At 35.8% G+C, this 15,138-nt stretch carries 19 protein-coding genes and 5 pseudogenes; 13 read left to right on the top strand and 11 right to left on the bottom strand.

Going from position 1 to position 15,138, the window contains the following annotated elements; genetic code table 11:
- Positions 1-30: 30 nt before the first annotated feature.
- Positions 31-587, bottom strand: a pseudogene (locus JCM13188_RS11620) (phosphatidylglycerophosphatase A family protein).
- Positions 588-766: 179 nt separating this feature from the next.
- On the opposite strand from JCM13188_RS11620, the gene JCM13188_RS21030 reads away from it, so the two are divergent.
- From JCM13188_RS21030 to JCM13188_RS21045, 6 genes are all read left to right on the top strand, one after another.
- A complete protein-coding gene (locus tag JCM13188_RS21030) occupies positions 767-1,048 on the top strand; it encodes an alpha/beta hydrolase-fold protein (protein ID WP_369404974.1) in 282 nt (93 codons plus the stop codon).
- 7 nt (positions 1,049-1,055) lie between these two features.
- Positions 1,056-1,490 (top strand): alpha/beta hydrolase, encoded by a 435-nt coding sequence (locus tag JCM13188_RS21035; RefSeq protein ID WP_369404975.1) that lies wholly within the window; start codon positions 1,056-1,058, stop codon positions 1,488-1,490.
- 93 nt (positions 1,491-1,583) lie between these two features.
- Complete coding sequence (locus JCM13188_RS11630) at positions 1,584-2,105, top strand: YjcG family protein (protein ID WP_054754235.1); 522 nt, start codon at positions 1,584-1,586, stop codon at positions 2,103-2,105.
- Positions 2,106-2,531, top strand: coding sequence for a GNAT family N-acetyltransferase (locus JCM13188_RS11635; RefSeq protein ID WP_054754238.1), 426 nt, complete (start codon positions 2,106-2,108; stop codon positions 2,529-2,531).
- A 221-nt stretch (positions 2,532-2,752) separates the two neighbouring features.
- Entirely contained in the window at positions 2,753-2,977 is a 225-nt protein-coding gene (locus JCM13188_RS21040; RefSeq protein WP_369404980.1) for a DUF421 domain-containing protein, read from the top strand.
- Between the two features lie 14 nt (positions 2,978-2,991).
- The gene (locus JCM13188_RS21045) at positions 2,992-3,312 is read left to right on the top strand and encodes a YetF domain-containing protein (RefSeq protein ID WP_369404976.1); all 321 of its coding nucleotides are present in this window, start codon (positions 2,992-2,994) and stop codon (positions 3,310-3,312) included.
- Here the strand turns inward: JCM13188_RS21045 and JCM13188_RS11645 are convergent.
- The 4 genes from JCM13188_RS11645 to JCM13188_RS11655 all read right to left on the bottom strand — a co-directional run bounded on the left by JCM13188_RS11645 (position 3,309) and on the right by JCM13188_RS11655 (position 5,105).
- On the bottom strand, positions 3,309-4,073 hold the full coding sequence (locus JCM13188_RS11645; RefSeq protein WP_279401767.1) for an MBL fold metallo-hydrolase: 765 nt from the start codon (positions 4,071-4,073) through the stop codon (positions 3,309-3,311). The two genes, JCM13188_RS21045 and JCM13188_RS11645, sit on opposite strands and share 4 nt — an antisense overlap.
- Positions 4,021-4,212, bottom strand: a complete 192-nt coding sequence (locus JCM13188_RS19145) for an MBL fold metallo-hydrolase (protein WP_279401768.1) — start codon at positions 4,210-4,212, stop codon at positions 4,021-4,023. Before JCM13188_RS19145 ends, JCM13188_RS11645 begins: the two co-directional genes overlap by 53 nt.
- Before the next feature lie 28 nt (positions 4,213-4,240).
- Positions 4,241-4,519: a hypothetical protein gene (locus JCM13188_RS11650; RefSeq protein ID WP_054754239.1), complete on the bottom strand. Its 279-nt coding sequence runs from the start codon at positions 4,517-4,519 to the stop codon at positions 4,241-4,243.
- A 328-nt stretch (positions 4,520-4,847) separates the two neighbouring features.
- On the bottom strand, positions 4,848-5,105 hold the full coding sequence (locus JCM13188_RS11655; protein WP_279401769.1) for a hypothetical protein: 258 nt from the start codon (positions 5,103-5,105) through the stop codon (positions 4,848-4,850).
- A gap of 282 nt (positions 5,106-5,387) precedes the next feature.
- On the opposite strand from JCM13188_RS11655, the pseudogene JCM13188_RS11660 reads away from it, so the two are divergent.
- A pseudogene (locus JCM13188_RS11660) lies at positions 5,388-5,839 on the top strand (CotY/CotZ family spore coat protein).
- Positions 5,840-6,009: 170 nt separating this feature from the next.
- On the opposite strand, the gene JCM13188_RS11665 reads toward JCM13188_RS11660, so the two are convergent.
- The 3 genes and pseudogenes from JCM13188_RS11665 to mgtE all read right to left on the bottom strand — a co-directional run bounded on the left by JCM13188_RS11665 (position 6,010) and on the right by mgtE (position 8,778).
- Entirely contained in the window at positions 6,010-6,390 is a 381-nt protein-coding gene (locus tag JCM13188_RS11665) for a CotO family spore coat protein (RefSeq protein WP_054754243.1), read from the bottom strand.
- A gap of 120 nt (positions 6,391-6,510) precedes the next feature.
- A pseudogene (gene fabI, locus JCM13188_RS11670) lies at positions 6,511-7,288 on the bottom strand (enoyl-ACP reductase FabI).
- A 120-nt stretch (positions 7,289-7,408) separates the two neighbouring features.
- A pseudogene (gene mgtE, locus JCM13188_RS11675) lies at positions 7,409-8,778 on the bottom strand (magnesium transporter).
- Positions 8,779-8,961: 183 nt separating this feature from the next.
- On the opposite strand from mgtE, the gene JCM13188_RS19150 reads away from it, so the two are divergent.
- Both JCM13188_RS19150 and JCM13188_RS19155 read left to right on the top strand, forming a co-directional pair.
- A complete protein-coding gene (locus JCM13188_RS19150) occupies positions 8,962-9,603 on the top strand; it encodes an FtsW/RodA/SpoVE family cell cycle protein (protein ID WP_279401770.1) in 642 nt (213 codons plus the stop codon).
- On the top strand, positions 9,488-10,135 hold the full coding sequence (locus tag JCM13188_RS19155) for an FtsW/RodA/SpoVE family cell cycle protein (RefSeq protein WP_279401771.1): 648 nt from the start codon (positions 9,488-9,490) through the stop codon (positions 10,133-10,135). Before JCM13188_RS19150 ends, JCM13188_RS19155 begins: the two co-directional genes overlap by 116 nt.
- Before the next feature lie 135 nt (positions 10,136-10,270).
- Here the strand turns inward: JCM13188_RS19155 and JCM13188_RS11685 are convergent, their stop codons facing one another.
- From JCM13188_RS11685 to yjbM, 3 genes are read right to left on the bottom strand one after another with little or no spacing between them, the layout of a single operon-like run.
- Positions 10,271-10,996 (bottom strand): RluA family pseudouridine synthase, encoded by a 726-nt coding sequence (locus JCM13188_RS11685; RefSeq protein ID WP_054754245.1) that lies wholly within the window; start codon positions 10,994-10,996, stop codon positions 10,271-10,273.
- Position 10,997: 1 nt separating this feature from the next.
- On the bottom strand, positions 10,998-11,810 hold the full coding sequence (locus tag JCM13188_RS11690; RefSeq protein ID WP_054754246.1) for an NAD kinase: 813 nt from the start codon (positions 11,808-11,810) through the stop codon (positions 10,998-11,000).
- Positions 11,761-12,444, bottom strand: coding sequence for a GTP diphosphokinase (yjbM, locus tag JCM13188_RS11695; RefSeq protein ID WP_054754249.1), 684 nt, complete (start codon positions 12,442-12,444; stop codon positions 11,761-11,763). Before yjbM ends, JCM13188_RS11690 begins: the two co-directional genes overlap by 50 nt.
- A gap of 154 nt (positions 12,445-12,598) precedes the next feature.
- Here yjbM and JCM13188_RS11700 point away from each other — a divergent pair, with 154 nt between their 5' ends.
- From JCM13188_RS11700 to JCM13188_RS21950, 4 genes and pseudogenes are all read left to right on the top strand, one after another.
- Entirely contained in the window at positions 12,599-13,165 is a 567-nt protein-coding gene (locus JCM13188_RS11700; RefSeq protein WP_054754251.1) for a CYTH domain-containing protein, read from the top strand.
- A 110-nt stretch (positions 13,166-13,275) separates the two neighbouring features.
- Positions 13,276-13,659: a globin domain-containing protein gene (locus JCM13188_RS11705; protein ID WP_054754253.1), complete on the top strand. Its 384-nt coding sequence runs from the start codon at positions 13,276-13,278 to the stop codon at positions 13,657-13,659.
- 59 nt (positions 13,660-13,718) lie between these two features.
- Positions 13,719-14,588 (top strand): annotated as a pseudogene (locus JCM13188_RS11710) (ClpXP adapter SpxH family protein).
- A 90-nt stretch (positions 14,589-14,678) separates the two neighbouring features.
- Positions 14,679-14,846, top strand: a complete 168-nt coding sequence (locus JCM13188_RS21950) for a hypothetical protein (protein WP_377329950.1) — start codon at positions 14,679-14,681, stop codon at positions 14,844-14,846.
- Positions 14,847-15,138 lie beyond the last annotated feature (292 nt).

The following is a 15,138-nucleotide window of genomic DNA, read 5'->3' on the forward strand; positions in this document are numbered from 1 at the left end:
GGTAGGCACTTCTTATTATTATATTAATCATTACAGCCGGTCTTCCTCATCTTGAATAATTAAATCTTCCTCTGTCATTCCATCTAAAAGATCTCTATACCTATGTGCAATACGGCTAGAAGCATTCGCAGCAATACTTCCAATGATATCGTCTAAAACGTGTGGCAACGTTCCCCTTCTTTTGTATCTAATCTTTCTATTACTCCAACTTTTGTTTGTCTAGGTGACCATAGGTGGTAACGGCAATACTTCCGTAACCTAGTGCAGCACCTAAAGCAATGGTTTCATCTACTCCAAAAAAGACCTTCATCTTTAGCAATTAATGATTGAAGTGGTTCAGATAAAAGCTCTTTTTCTGCCAATACATCTAATTCCACTCCAACTAAGATAGCGTGTTGGATTTCTCTTTTCTCTAGTACGCGATCGACACTTTCAATACAGTCATCAATAGTAAGCGATGAATGATAAGGGTGTTGCATTAAATAAACGACATCTGCAATATCACGAATGGACACTCCTCGTTCTTGCAACCTGTCTCTTGCAGCCTGTTCAATTTCCTTACTATTAATATGAGAATGCACCGTCATCGTCATACCCCCTTATATAACTATTATATCACTGGACAAATTTCTAAGGTTTGATTAATTTAACTAATTTATCAGAATATATTTGTAGTTGCTTAAAGTTCGATATCTATTTTATTTGTGATAAAATTATTTTGAAAGTTCTTTATACAACTTGCAACGCTACAGATGGAGGTTTAATTTTGGGTAGACAGGGTACGATGTTGGATAAGGAAATTAAGAGTCAATATTTAGATGAAACATTTGTTATTAAAATTTATAAGCCAGAAAACTTCTCACCTCTTTATAAGTATCACATTTGCATCATGCAAGATGGTGACGATTATTATCAATTAGGACGAGCCGCTACTGTTAGCGATCGTTTACACAGTAAAAGTGAAATTGAAAATACAATCTTTGCAGGTATACATTATAAAGATCGTTACGATCGTTGGGATAAATATCATCCTGATGGCGAAAAATGATGCCTATATGAAATTTTTAGTCTTTGAAGTGATTCCGATGCTTGAAAAGGAATTGCCTAGTTATCATGTCGGTTCAACACGTGTTTTAATGGGGGATTCTTTAGGAGGTACATTGTCCTTAATGACAGCCATCAAGTATCCGAATAACTTTGGTAAAGTCATCATGCAATCCCCTTACGTCGATGACAGAGTGATAGAAGCTGTTAAAGAATCTAATGAAATAGCAAACATGACGATTTATCATACAATTGGACTTGATGAAACAGAAGTTCCTACTACAAAAGATGGCACCGAAGACTTTCTATCCCCTAACCGAGAACTTAATAACATGTTAGAAGATCTCGTTAATGATTATGTGTATAAAGAATTAGAAGGTAAACACACTTGGAAGCAATGGCAGAAAGATTTACCTGAGGCCATTAAGAAAATTTTTAACAATTGAGTCTATAGATTGAGGAAACATTAATTGTTTTTTGTTATAATAGAAAATAGACCTTATATGATACGCTAAGATTATTAATTAGGAGGGAATTACATGTCAACATTAAACTACGGAATCGCAGTTTTTCCATCTAAAGAAATTCAAGACATCGCTAACTCTTACAGAAAGAGATATGATCCGAGATATAATAAAATTCCGCCACATATTACGTTAAAAGAACGTTTTGAAGCAACTCCAGATGAGATTAAAGACATTACGTCTGAACTCGATCGAATTGCTGCAGAAACTAACCCATTTGATATTGAGATTAAAAAGGTTAGCTCATTTAGTCCTGTTACAAACACAGTTTATTTAAAGGTTGAGCCAAATGACACTTTAACAAGTTTAAATCAAAAAATGAATGAAGGTAAGTTTCCTGTATCACAACAATTCGCTTTTGTGCCTCATATTACAATCAGTCAAGATTTATCAGAGGACGAGCATTCAGATGTGTACGGTAGTATGAGAATGTTAGAATTCGACTTACAAGACCATATTGATCGCTTCCAATTGTTATACCAATTAGAAGATGGTTCTTGGACTGTTTATGAAACATTTAAACTAGGTCGTAACTAAATGAATATTAAACTAGTTGACACAAAAGAACAGTTGGAAGATGCCTATCAGGTTCGGTCGGAAGTATTTATTAAAGAACAGAACGTGCCGCCAGAAATTGAAGTAGATGAACACGAAAGTGAAGCAGTTCATTTTGTTGGATATTTAGATGAAAAACCCGTTGCTGCTAGTCGCCTAAGACTATTAGACGATTACGGTAAATTCGAAAGAATCTGTGTTCTGAAAGAATTACGCGGTAAGCATTATGGACAACAAATCATTCAAGAAATGGAAGATTATTTAGTCTCACAAAAGGTCAAAAAAGCAAAATTAAATGCACAGACACATGCGGAAGAATTTTATAAACGAATTGGTTACGAAACGATTTCTGATGAGTTTATGGATGCTGGAATTCCTCATGTAACAATGATTAAAGAACTAAGCTGACGGAACAATGCCGTCAGCTTTTTCTTATTATTAAGTATGTATCGATTAGACGTTGGCCATAATGTATAAAAGCTTGTGCACTTTTCTTTCGGGATGGTGAATCATATGGATATGAATTTTGTAAAAATCCTAGTTGAAAGCTTAGTAGGGTTTCTTGCTCTTTTGTCTTAACAAAAGTATTAGGTAAATCCCAAATTACACAAATCACAGCTTTTGATTTTATCGCAGCTTTAGTATTAGGTGAGTTAGTTGGTAATGGACTTTATGATCCTGAAGTAGGAATTTCTCAAGTTATATTTGCGATAACGATATGGGGAGCACTTATCTATACAACAGAATGGGTTACTCAGAAATATAGACGTTCGAGATCTTTATTAGAGGGGAGCCCTGCCATAGTTATACGTAAAGGAAAAATCCAGCGGGATGTTATGAAAAGAATAAATTAGATGTCAATCAATTAATGCACTTACTAAGGGATAAAGATATATTCTCGATTCAAGAAGTGGAATATGCAATATTTGAGACTAATGGTTCAATCAATGTCCTAAAAAAGTATATATATCAAACACCAACAAACGAATTTTTTAAAGCTCCTCCTCAAGAGACCATTTTACCAATGGCAATCATTACTGATGGAGAACTAGTAAAAGAAAATTTATTAGAAATTGAGTGGGATGAACAACAAGTAATTGATGAAATTAAAGGTCAAGGATTAACAATTGAAGAAGTCATGTATGCAGAATACAACAAAGAGGAAGGGCTGTATGTGATGCCATACTAGCTCCCTTCCTCTTTTACTTTAAAGATCCAGCGAAAATCTTTGATATAGTGTTCAATTCTATCTTCGTTAATAAGAGCGGTGATATAGGCTGTTACAGCCGTTCTAAAAAGGAGAAATGGACCAAGTAAGTCACTTTTAACCTTCATCATCGTACACATTCTTGCTACAATTTCTTCGTGAGAGACGGTAGGTTTTTCTGCAATTTCTCCATACACTTTTTCTAGTAACATCTGATGGTAGTCTATGTTAGCCTCAATCGTTTCAACAAATTGTTGTTCATATGGACCGTGCCCTGGCACAGCACCTTTAACTTGAACAGTTTTTAATTTTTCAAGGCTTTTAACTGCTTTATCAACACTAGTAATGTAAGGTATTTTATGTTTCTTTATTTCTTCTTTACCAAAATAACTGTCAGCAGCATACAAAGTGTCATAAATATTAATTGCTAGTTGGTGATAACTATGGCCTGGTGTTGCGATCGCTTCAAACTCAAATTTATCTACTTTCTGATACCCTTCCTCAATCTCAATATCAACCTTTACCTCTGGTCCTTCTAAAAATTTATTTCTCAGTTCATCTAATGGATCATTTCCAGAGAATAAATAAGTTGGTTCGAGAATGGGATTTTCTATAATAGCCCTCTCAAATGTAGGTGCGATTACTTTAACACCATATTGTTTAACTAAATAAGCTGCGCCTCCGTAATGATCAGCATGTGCATGTGTTATAAGCAGATGTGTAATAGGTAGGTTTTTCGTCAAGCTGGCGCACTACTTTACGTATCGCAGAACGGTCAATGGCTGCATCAATTAACATGCCTTGATTTTCACGATGTATAAACCCGACATTAACAGAACTCATGAATACATAACAATTATCATTGAGCTGCATCATTTGCATCAGAATTTACTCCTTGTACTTGTCGTTACTATACAGATTCGCTAAAGTTCTGACCTTTTCCTGTTATATCTGCTAAATCATCAGGATTCATAGTTGTGTATTTAGATGTCTTTGTTTGATAAATTGATAGTTTTGGAACGGGCTTGACTTTTAATTCGTCATCGTAGGTATCTTTTTGCCGTTTAACTTTTTGAAACTCAGCTCTAAAAACACGCTCTAATGTTAATTCCTGTTTATGACTTTTTGAAATATGGCGATTATGATATTGACGGTACTGATGAAAATCGACAGGTGCGATATAACCCATGATTTTTCCCTCCTTGTTATATCATTTCCCTTTTTCTATTAGATTATTCGTGAACGCTTAATCATTTATGTCCGTTATTTCCCATCAAACCAACTTTCAAACTCTTTACCGAACTTCTCTAAGTTTTGAAGATCCTTGGCTAATTTAGTATCCCATTCTGTTAAATGTTTATATTCCTTACCTCCCTTTTTTCAGTTTGCTTTCCAATTTCTATTAATATCTTCTCTAAATCGTGTAGCCATTTCATATTAAATCCCCCTTATTATATTAGGTATTCGTTAAAAATATGTAAAAAGAACTCGTATGGAGCCATACGAGTTCAAAAAATCTACATCCAGAAAAATGGTGGCCTGCGGTCACGATGATCATCATCGTGATCCTCTTCATGATGGTCCTCTTCAGCTTCCTCCATTGTTGATTCTTCCTCCATGACGTGATCTTCGTTCATTTCCATTTCTTCTTCTCTACGACGACGTGGACCGAACAAGAAATCACGATCACGGTTGCGATTAGGACGTTCAAACATAACGTTATCAGCTCTTACAACTAAATCTTTAACATGCAGTTCTTTTCTTTCATCAGACATTACCATTCACTCCCTCTTCGTAAATGTACGATAATAGTATATTCAACCAACATCGAAGGGCATGGTCGCTTGACCTACTATAAAGAATTTTAAGAATTTAAGTTGTTTGATTAACATTATGGATTTGGCATGAATCGGGTAAACAATTACATTTTTAGGTTTAGAAAATGTGATATTGCCTAAGAAAAATTTAAAAAACCATCAATTGCCCACACCCTATCAGGTCAAATGCATAGATTAATAACGTAAGAAAGGTCATATGACTAAGAAAGGAGAATGACAATGTCTTGTAAAGGGAAAGAACATTCTGACAACTGTGTAAGCGATATTCTACGTCAGATTGTTGATGCACAAAATGACATCGTCGAACACGAGTGCGACATTAGCTGTAAGCAATCGATTGAGGATTTATTGGGGGATACTACGTCACCATCCGGTTTAGACACAGTACCTGTTTTACTATATTGTGAGTGTAAACCATTTAAAGGGTATGGTGTTTTAAATGACCAGCAGCATACGGTAATAGGTAGCTTCTTCTTCCGCGTTAAGAAAGTCTACGATGATGATTGCGCAGTATTAGAATTACTTCGTGATCCAGCTGACTCGGATCGAAACCCTAAAGATCCAACCCATCAAAAACAGCTAATCTAAGAACGACTGGAATCTGCATCAATGTCGACTTAAAATGCTTCTGCCACGTGACATGCTTACCAGCAGTCGATGCGATTAACTAGACTGAAGGCCATGTTTTTTACACAAAAATGGAGCTGCTCCAATACGAAGCAGCTCCATTTTTTAGCTTTGATAAATTTACAAAACTGAATACATTTTATCGATATTATCTTCAATATTTTTAAAAATAAAGCGAGCTAATATTATGATTAACTCACTTCAATGCCCCATCTTAAAACCCTACAATCTGAATATCTAGTAGATCCTCTTTATTCATCGTACGTCTTCTAGGTAGTTCTCTCGAAATGAATACAATCGTATCACCTTTCATCTCTTCAATGATTCCAGTTAAGGCGCCCTCTTTAGTTAACAGTCTGCACTTTAATGGCGGAAGTGTTTCTTGCAAGTTCAGAATGTAATCTAATTTATCGCTTTTAGATAGTGATTGAAAACGGCTACGGCTAGACTCACTTGCTGCCTGCGCTTCCTTTTCTTGTCTCTTTTCTTCAGTATTTTGATAAGCACTATAATAAAAGGTTTGGGATGTCAATTCAGGCTCAGGGTTATGTTTTTGGTCAATATATAATAAAGGTTTGATATGACGCTTCTCCATCTGACATACTCCTTTCTTATGATTCTAACCCCATATTATGCACAAACACCCAATTCTGTGAGATACGCTTTAAATTGAAAAAACTCCGAACCAATAAATTAGTTCGGAGTTCAGATATCATTAATATCCTAGAATATTGTAGCCTGAATCAACATGAATGATTTCACCTGTAACACCTCGTGATAAATCACTCATTAAGAAGTAAGCCGCATCGCCTACTTCTTCCTTAGTTACTGGCTTACGTAGTGGAGAACGTTCTTCAATCTCTTTTAAGATCGCGTTGAAGTCGCCCACACCTTTAGCTGAAACTGTACGAATTGGCCCAGCAGAAATAGCGTTAACGCGTACACCATACTTACCGAGGTCATTAGCAAGGTAACGCATCGTTGCATCTAAACTAGCTTTTGCAACACCCATGACATTGTAATTCTCAACGACACGTTCGCCGCCTAAATAGGTAAGCGTTAAGATACTACCGCCTTCTGTCATAACATCTTTCGCTGCACGTGACACGGCTGCTAATGAAAATGCGCTTATATCATGCGCTAAATGAAAGCCCTCTCGAGATGTATTTAAAAATTCACCTTTTAACTCTTCTCTCTTCGCAAAAGCGATACAGTGAGCTAGTCCATGAATCACACCTACATCATTCTTTATTTCAGAAAAAGTTTTCTCAATTGCTTCATCTGATGTAACATCACACTCATAAAATAATGAATCATCACGGTCTAATGTGTCCGCTAAGTCGCGTACAGGTTTCTCAAAACGCTCATTGGCATAAGTGAAAACTAGACGTGCTCCTGCATCGTGTAATGATTGAGCAATCCCCCCAAGCAATACTCCGTCTGTTTGCAACACCCATCACGACATACGTGCGACCTTCTAAAGAAAAGTTCATTTATTCCGCCTCCTGATTTCTAATACATTTTTTATGATTAAATATTAGTACCTAGTCCTATTTTATATAAAAATAATAAATACTCAATCCATATTTTAATAAAGATTGAGTATTTATGATTCAAGTTAGGTATTCCATAAACGTCGTTGCTAATCCAAAGTAAATGATGACTGAAATAATATCATTAATGGTTGTAATAAATGGTCCACTAGCGACAGCAGGGTCAATGTTCAGTTTATGCATGAGTAAAGGTAAGAAGGAACCTGCTATTGTAGCAACAATTAGAGATGCCATGATCGATACACCAACAACGACCCCTAAGAATAATTGGTCTATACCTTGCCAAGCAATAACAATTAAAATGATGGTTACTCCGCAAATAACACCTGTTATTAACCCTGTTAACGTTTCTCGCATTAAACGTTTCATGGCTCCTTCACTCATAACGTCGCCAGTAGCAATACCGCGAACAGTTACGGCAAGTGCCTGCGTGCCTGTATTACCAGCCATTCCGGCAATTAATGGGATAAAGACGGCTAATAACGCTACCTCCGCAATCGTCTCCTCGAATTGTCCAATTAAGGTTGCAGTAATCATCCCTAAAAATAACAAATAATTAACCATGGCAGACGCTTTTTAGCAGCATCAATAGCACTTAAGTCATTACGATCCATATCCGTTACGGCCGCAAGCTTTGAATAGTCATCGCTCGCTTCTTCATCCATAACATCTAAAATATCATCAACGGTGATAATCCCTAACAAATGTTTCTTGAAATCTACAACTGGCAATGCAAGAAAATCATAATCACGCATTAGTTTAGCAATCGACTCTTGATCATCTCCAGCCGAAGCATAAACAACACGTTCACTCATGACATCACTAACAACCCAATCTTCTTCTGAAATGATTAAATCACGTAAAGATATGACGCCAACCAACCTTTTATCATCATCAATGACAAAACATAGTAAATGGTCTCGGCATCTGGCGCTTCATCACGCAGATGCAACATAGCCTGTCTAATGGTCATGTTTTGATTTACAACGACATATTCAGTCGTCATAATACTACCAGCTGTACGTTCTTCGTAATGTAGGAGATTTTTAATCTCTTTAGCTTCTTCTCTGTTCATTAACGTTAAATAGCTGGCAATTTGGTTTCTCTCGAGTATATTCATTATATCAACAGCATCATCTGTCGATAACTCATCGAAAATTTGAGCCGCAAACCTTGGGTTCATTTCAGTAATAATTTCACTGACATCTTCTAATTCAAAGTGCTCAATGATTTCAGCCATTTCATCTGGCGACAAATACGTATAAATCTGTAATCTAGTTTCTTTTAATAAATTCAGAAAATATTCGCCTGATCGTATGGGTGGAGCTCCAAAATTCAGATCGAAATCGATCGATTGAGTCTTCTTCTAATGCTTGATATATTTTAGCGATAATCGCTTCGTATTCTAAACTTTTATGATTTTGTTGCATTTCCAAGTCAGTCCCCTCCTTCAGACGAAATCATTATGTATCATTTTATATAAAACCATTTGAGATGCCAACTAAAATTCAAAAAATGTGTTAAATCTTCTCTTTGTAAGTATTCCCTATTTTAAAATAAACTAAATTAACGTATTATGATTATAGAGAGAAACCGTATTAAGGGAGATTGAAATGGATAATCAAAACACAAGACCACGATTAGACACCTTTCTAGTCACCACTATAATTTTAATTGTTGGAATAAGTATTTTTACTTTATATACACTTGGGGAAGCCTATCCATCTTTTTATAGCGGTTATGCTAGGCAACAACTTATCTGGTTTATCATAAGTTCCATTGGGATCGCAGCAATTATGGTTCTTGATTTTGACCGCTACCGTAAGTTTGCATGGCCGTTATATATACTAGGTGTGTTCATGCTAGCAGGGCTACACTTCTTACCTTGGGCCTGGGAGAACAACGGCGCTCTTCGTTGGTACAAATTTGGAGGTACCACTTTACAACCATCAGAGTTTGTTAAAGTATTCTTAGTTGTAGCTTTAGCCCATGTGATTACAAGTCATAATGAAAAATGGACCAAAAAAGATTTACAATATGATTTATTTTTATTAGGAAAAATTTTAATCTTAACGCTGCCTGTCTTCCTATTAATAGCGATTCAACCTGATATTGGTTCTTCGTTAGTTATATTATCTATTGCGGCATTTTTTAATCATTATCTCTGGTATTCGCTGGCGAACGATATTAACTTTATTCGGTACAGCCTTCGTGATCATTGCCTCATTATTTATGTTATATTTCGCCAACCCTGATACTTTTATTTCATTTATTGAGGATGAGACATCATTTGATCACGTTGCCGATCGTATTAAAGCATGGGATAATCCACATCTTTATACAGATGGAGCCGCCATGCAATCTATAAAATCAATGCTTGCCATCGGATCTGGGCAATTGTCAGGTAAAGGAAGTATGAACTACCAAGTTTGGATTCCTGAAAGGCACACAGACATGATTTTCACAGCCGTAGCTGAACAATTTGGATTTGTCGGTGCAAGTATTTTAGTCGTTTTATACTTCTTAATGATCTACCGCATTATTCAAATAGCTTTAGAGACTAAAGACCCTTTTGGCACATATTTAGCCGTTGGAATTGTCGGAATGTTTACCTATCAGATTTTCCAAAACATCGGTATGTCTGTTCAGTTACTGCCGTTAACAGGGTTACCTCTACCCTTTATGAGCTATGGGGGTACGTCACTCCTCGTTTATATGGCGGCAATTGGTTTAATTCTAAACGTACGTTCAAGACAAAAAAGCTTTATGTTTGAATCGGAAAATTAAATCAATAACTCTTGAATTTCACTGGGGTATGAGGCAACGCATGATATGACCTTGCTATTTATGGGATGTTTAAACTTTAGCAGACGAGCATGCAATGCCTGGCCATTTATACTCCGTTGTGTCGAACCATACAAATCATCCCCCAATTAAAGGATGACCCATATATGAAAAATGAACTCTGATCTGGTGGGTCCTGCCAGTATCTAACGTAACAGCAATAAGAGAGCGATCATTCATTTCTTTTAAAACTTGAAAATGGGTGGTCGCTCTTTTTCCATTAACATCCACCTTGCGTTCAATAATAGATGGTAAATTTCTAGCGATAGGTAGATCAATCGTTCCTATTTCCTTTTGAATCTTGCCCTCTATAATAGCTCTATATTCTCTATGAATGTTTTGTTTGGAAAGCAAATAGTGAATATATTTGTTTTTAGCAATTAAAACGAGACCTGATGTCCATTTATCTATTCTAGTTACGATATGCACTGTGCTTTTGATATGATTTTGGAGATAATAGTCGACTAATCCATTCGCCAAAGTCACCTCATCATTCATATTTGGTAGTACGGATAGTCCTCTAGGTTTATTTATAGTAAGTAAAAAGTCGTCCTCATAAACTATATTTAAATTCATTTCTATTGGTTTTAAATTTTCATTTACAGATTCAATAGGCATGTGAACTGTTAAGATTTGACCTGACCTAAGTGAGTGTCTGACTGTTACTGGTTCACCTTCAACTAGTATTTTGCCACTTTTCTTCAATTCTTTTAATAAACGATTAGAAAAAGCTCGGTCGTGAAGTAAATAATCACGAACGAGCTTATGTTCATCAGATGATGTGATTTTCCATTTTAACATCATCTTAGGATAACTCCGATCTAGAATCTGATATAAATGAGTCATGAACCCTTTTCCAAAATGGAAATGGACGAAAGCGTGCAAATCTTACGCGTTCTTTAGCTACACGACACTGAATCGTATGAACATCATTAAAAGCCATATTTAAATGATCAATCGTAATCATAAAGGTCCGTTCGTTTTTAGGCCTTAAGATTGCAGTATGATGTTTCGGTAAAATAAGTGGTGAGCCCACCGTACGGAATACACGATTGTTGATTGATGCCATTTCTGTAATTTGAATAGCTTCAAGTGAAGGATGAATAATCGCCCCACCTAGTGCTTTATTATAGGCTGTAGAGCCAGATGGTGTTGAAATGCATAAACCATCACCTCTAAACGTTTCAAAGTGTTCCCCTTTGATTTCTACATCAACAACAACAGAACCTTCAGACGTTTTTACAGTGATTTCGTTTAAAGCAATATACGTATGCTCTTCATCATAATCATTTGGACGAATAGTTAACTCTAATAACGGATACTCCACAACCTGAAAAGGCGTTCTGGCTATTTCAATGATTAATTTTTCCAATTCATCTGGTACCCAGTCCGCATAAAATCCTAAATGCCCAGTATGAATACCAATAAAAGCCGTTTGATCCAATCGATGAACATATCGATGAAACGCTTCAAGTAACGTCCCGTCTCCACCTACTGAAATACAAAGATCAGGTTCCTCTTCATTGTACTCCATTTTAAATTGGGTTAAATAGCTCTTTAATTTTGATTTAATTTCTTTTGAATCTTGATCTCCTCGGCACTGGATCGCAAACTTCATTGTCACGACTCCTTCCTCTTCTAATCCTTTTACGTCTAAACACTTCTTGAGCATCTCTAATTTCCTGCCTAATCTTAGACATTTCCTCATCTAGACGAAAGGCCGCTTCTGAGGCATTTTTTAGACGCTGTGTAATTTCAGTTGGAATTTGACCAGAATATTTATAATTTAACGAGTGCTCATTAATTGCCCAAAAGTTCATCGCTAACGTCCGAATTTGGATCTCAGCAAGCAAACGTTTCTCTCCATAGATTGTCTCAACTGGATATGTAATAATGACATGATACGAACGGTAACCACTTTCCTTATTCTTTTCAATATAATCTTTCTCTTCAACAATCGTAAAATCTTTCCTTAATCTTAACATATCAACGATTTCATAAATATCTTCAACGAATGGACAGACCACTCTTAACCCTGCAATGTCTTGTATCTCTTCTTCCACATTAGTCATAGCAATATCTCTTCTTTTTGCTTTTTCAATAATACTGGAAATAGGTTTTACACGACCTGTCACAAATTCGATTGGAGAATGGCGTGATTCATAGTCGAATTGTTTGCGCATGCCTTTTAGTTTGATTTTAAGTTCATCTACTGCTTGGGTATATGGTGCTAGGAATATTTCCCAATTCATTGCCGTTCCCCTCACTTTCCAAATCTTGCGAGTTGCATTTTTATTGTATCACAAAATTATTTTAACTTAACTTTTGAAACACGTGAAACTATAGCTCATAATAATAACAAACCAATGAAATTGATTATGTTAGTAATGGATTGGGGGAACTCCTATGCAAGAAATTGAAATTGAATTCAAGAATTTATTAACCAAAGTACAATACGAGGAATTACGAAATGATTATTTTGAAGGGCACAGCCCTAAAAAACAAATAAACTATTATTTTGAGACAGACTTATTTTCTTTAAAAAAACATCTCATGGCACTTCGTATTAGGGAAAAAGGTTCATCCTTTGTCGCAACTTTAAAACAACCTAGCAAAGAAGGATTATTAGAAACACACGACGTGTTAACAGAGAAAGAAGCAACACAATGGTTCAATAATGAAGTTTACTTAAAAGAGAACATCGAACGTCAATTAAACCATCTAAATATAGATCAAAGTGATATAAAATATAAAGGAAAACTAACAACCTATCGTTTAGAAAAAATTGTTAGTGATCACACATTGGTACTTGATTATAGCACGTATAATGGTCATGAAGATTATGAACTAGAAATCGAATCTCCTTCTTATGAGCAAGGTGAAGCCTTTTTAAAAGAGATCCTTCAACGTTATTCTATTAAATCAACCAAAACAGAAAATAAAATACAGCGCTTTTTTAATACCGTATCTTAGACCTTATAATTTGCCAGTCTATTTTTACGTTGCTACAATATATACAGAAAAATGATAACCTAATTATTAATGATATATACTATTTCTTTTCTGGAAAGGATTTTACTAACATGGCATACCAACAAGGTAATATATATGATGCAATTGGGGGAGCCGAGGCCGTTGAACGCTTAGTTGAGGCTTTTTATAAACGAGTGGGGCAACACCCTGATTTAATTCCGATTTTTCCGGATGATTTAACCGAAACAGCAAGAAAGCAAAAACAATTCTTAACTCAATTTTTCGGCGGGCCACCGCTATATATTCAGGAACACGGCCACCCGATGTTAAGAGCTCGTCATATGCCGTTCCCAATCACACCTACTAGACGCGATGCATGGTTAGAGTGTATGGCAGGCGCCTTAGATGAAGCTGAAATTGATGAGCCTTATAAGTCATCTATTTATGAGAGACTAACGATGACAGCGAATCATATGATGAATACAGAAGAATAGATATATAAATAAAAAGAGTTGAAAGGGGAATCGATGTGGGAAAGTTAACCTCAGAAGTAATGGACAATCTAGCATCGAATGATAATTCCCAAGTTGACTTTTGTTCTTTAGTTAATAAACCAGTCGAAATGTACGTTTTTATAGATCCGCTTTGCCCAGAATGCTGGTCTTTAGAGCCAGCCATCAAGAAACTTGCCATGGAATATGGTTGCTATTTTAAACTACGCTCTATTGTATCTAGTAATCTAACAAGCTTAAACTGTCAATCAATTAAAAAACAAACAAATTAGCACAACACTGGGAGCATATTGCATCTAAGACGGGGATGAGCTGCGATGGAGACCTTTGGTACGAAAACCCCGTATCAACACCTTCCATTGTCGCTTTATCCATTAAAGCAGCAGAGTTTCAGGGTCAAAGACTTGGCTCTAAATTCTTAAGAAAATTGCAGGAATTTTTATTCTTGAAGAAACAAGATATTTCGAACGAACAGGTTTTGTTAGATATAGCTAATGAAGTCAATTTGGATCTAGATGAATTTAAAAAAAGACTTTCATTCAGATACAGCAAAAAGAGCTTTAAAACGTGACTGGAATCTAGTATGTGAAATGGATATTGATCACTATCCGACCATCGTTATGTTTAATAGAGGGCATGATGGCGATGGATTAAAAGTATCTGGCCTTCATACAAATGAAGTTTATGAGCGCGCATTCTTTGAAATTCTTGGGCAAAACGTCAGACCACTGAGAAAGCCATCATTAGAAGATTTTATGTGTCATTTTGAATTTGTTGCGACAAAAGAAGTCGCAGTAGTCTATGATTGGACCATGGAGAGAGCGGAAAAGGAATTAAAGAAACTAGTCTTAAAACAGAAAATAGAACGCGTACCAGTTAAGTACGGTACATTTTGGAGATTTATTAAATAAATGGAGGCTCGCGCCTTCCTTTTTTTTATTCTAATCAACTTTTCAAATCATATGATGTAATAGTAAAACTAACGGGAAAAGGTGATTTAGATGGTTAAAATACTTTTCTGGATTTTATTAATTTTAGGAGCGTTTACGTTAAATTTACTAGGTATGATGAATCTTGTTCCTAAAGTCATCACCATCCCTCTTCTATTTTTAATCTTATTTTTGTTCTTTTATACAATCTTCCAGAAAAATTCAGTGAAAAAATATTAAATTTTCATATATTTAAACACTGAAGTCTATTGAACTGTACTCTAAAAAGTGGACAGTTTAAAAAAGCTAGACAGCTAAAATATGATCTCGATACTGATTCGGGTTCATTTTTGGCTCTACAATATTTGTTGGGGTGTAGGTTATTTTCTGATAACTTGATAAAGTTACTTGTGGTTAACCTTTCAGGTTAGGCCTTCCCTTTCCGTGGGCGATCCGCGAGCCTCCTCGAACTCCACTAACGTTTCGTTCTGTGGGGTCTCGCCTGGCTTAAATAACATAAAAAACCCCAGTT

The organism is Piscibacillus salipiscarius JCM 13188, from assembly GCF_001311865.1.
GTDB classification, from domain to species: Bacteria; Bacillota; Bacilli; order Bacillales; family Alkalibacillaceae; genus Piscibacillus; species Piscibacillus salipiscarius.

What these genes read in the sequence shown, in the direction of transcription:
- JCM13188_RS21035 (WP_369404975.1), top strand. Translation starts at nt 1,056, where the DNA reads ATGAAATTTTTAGTCTTTGAAGTGATTCCGATGCTTGAAAAGGAATTG.
- JCM13188_RS11630 (WP_054754235.1), top strand. Translation starts at nt 1,584, where the DNA reads ATGTCAACATTAAACTACGGAATCGCAGTTTTTCCATCTAAAGAAATT.
- JCM13188_RS11635 (WP_054754238.1), top strand. Translation starts at nt 2,106, where the DNA reads ATGAATATTAAACTAGTTGACACAAAAGAACAGTTGGAAGATGCCTAT.
- JCM13188_RS21045 (WP_369404976.1), top strand. Translation starts at nt 2,992, where the DNA reads ATGCACTTACTAAGGGATAAAGATATATTCTCGATTCAAGAAGTGGAA.
- JCM13188_RS19145 (WP_279401768.1), bottom strand. Translation starts at nt 4,212, where the DNA reads ATGCAAATGATGCAGCTCAATGATAATTGTTATGTATTCATGAGTTCT.
- JCM13188_RS11650 (WP_054754239.1), bottom strand. Translation starts at nt 4,519, where the DNA reads ATGGGTTATATCGCACCTGTCGATTTTCATCAGTACCGTCAATATCAT.
- JCM13188_RS11655 (WP_279401769.1), bottom strand. Translation starts at nt 5,105, where the DNA reads ATGTCTGATGAAAGAAAAGAACTGCATGTTAAAGATTTAGTTGTAAGA.
- JCM13188_RS11665 (WP_054754243.1), bottom strand. Translation starts at nt 6,390, where the DNA reads ATGGAGAAGCGTCATATCAAACCTTTATTATATATTGACCAAAAACAT.
- JCM13188_RS19150 (WP_279401770.1), top strand. Translation starts at nt 8,962, where the DNA reads ATGGATAATCAAAACACAAGACCACGATTAGACACCTTTCTAGTCACC.
- JCM13188_RS11685 (WP_054754245.1), bottom strand. Translation starts at nt 10,996, where the DNA reads ATGATGTTAAAATGGAAAATCACATCATCTGATGAACATAAGCTCGTT.
- JCM13188_RS11690 (WP_054754246.1), bottom strand. Translation starts at nt 11,810, where the DNA reads ATGAAGTTTGCGATCCAGTGCCGAGGAGATCAAGATTCAAAAGAAATT.
- yjbM (WP_054754249.1), bottom strand. Translation starts at nt 12,444, where the DNA reads ATGAATTGGGAAATATTCCTAGCACCATATACCCAAGCAGTAGATGAA.
- JCM13188_RS11700 (WP_054754251.1), top strand. Translation starts at nt 12,599, where the DNA reads ATGCAAGAAATTGAAATTGAATTCAAGAATTTATTAACCAAAGTACAA.
- JCM13188_RS11705 (WP_054754253.1), top strand. Translation starts at nt 13,276, where the DNA reads ATGGCATACCAACAAGGTAATATATATGATGCAATTGGGGGAGCCGAG.
- JCM13188_RS21950 (WP_377329950.1), top strand. Translation starts at nt 14,679, where the DNA reads ATGGTTAAAATACTTTTCTGGATTTTATTAATTTTAGGAGCGTTTACG.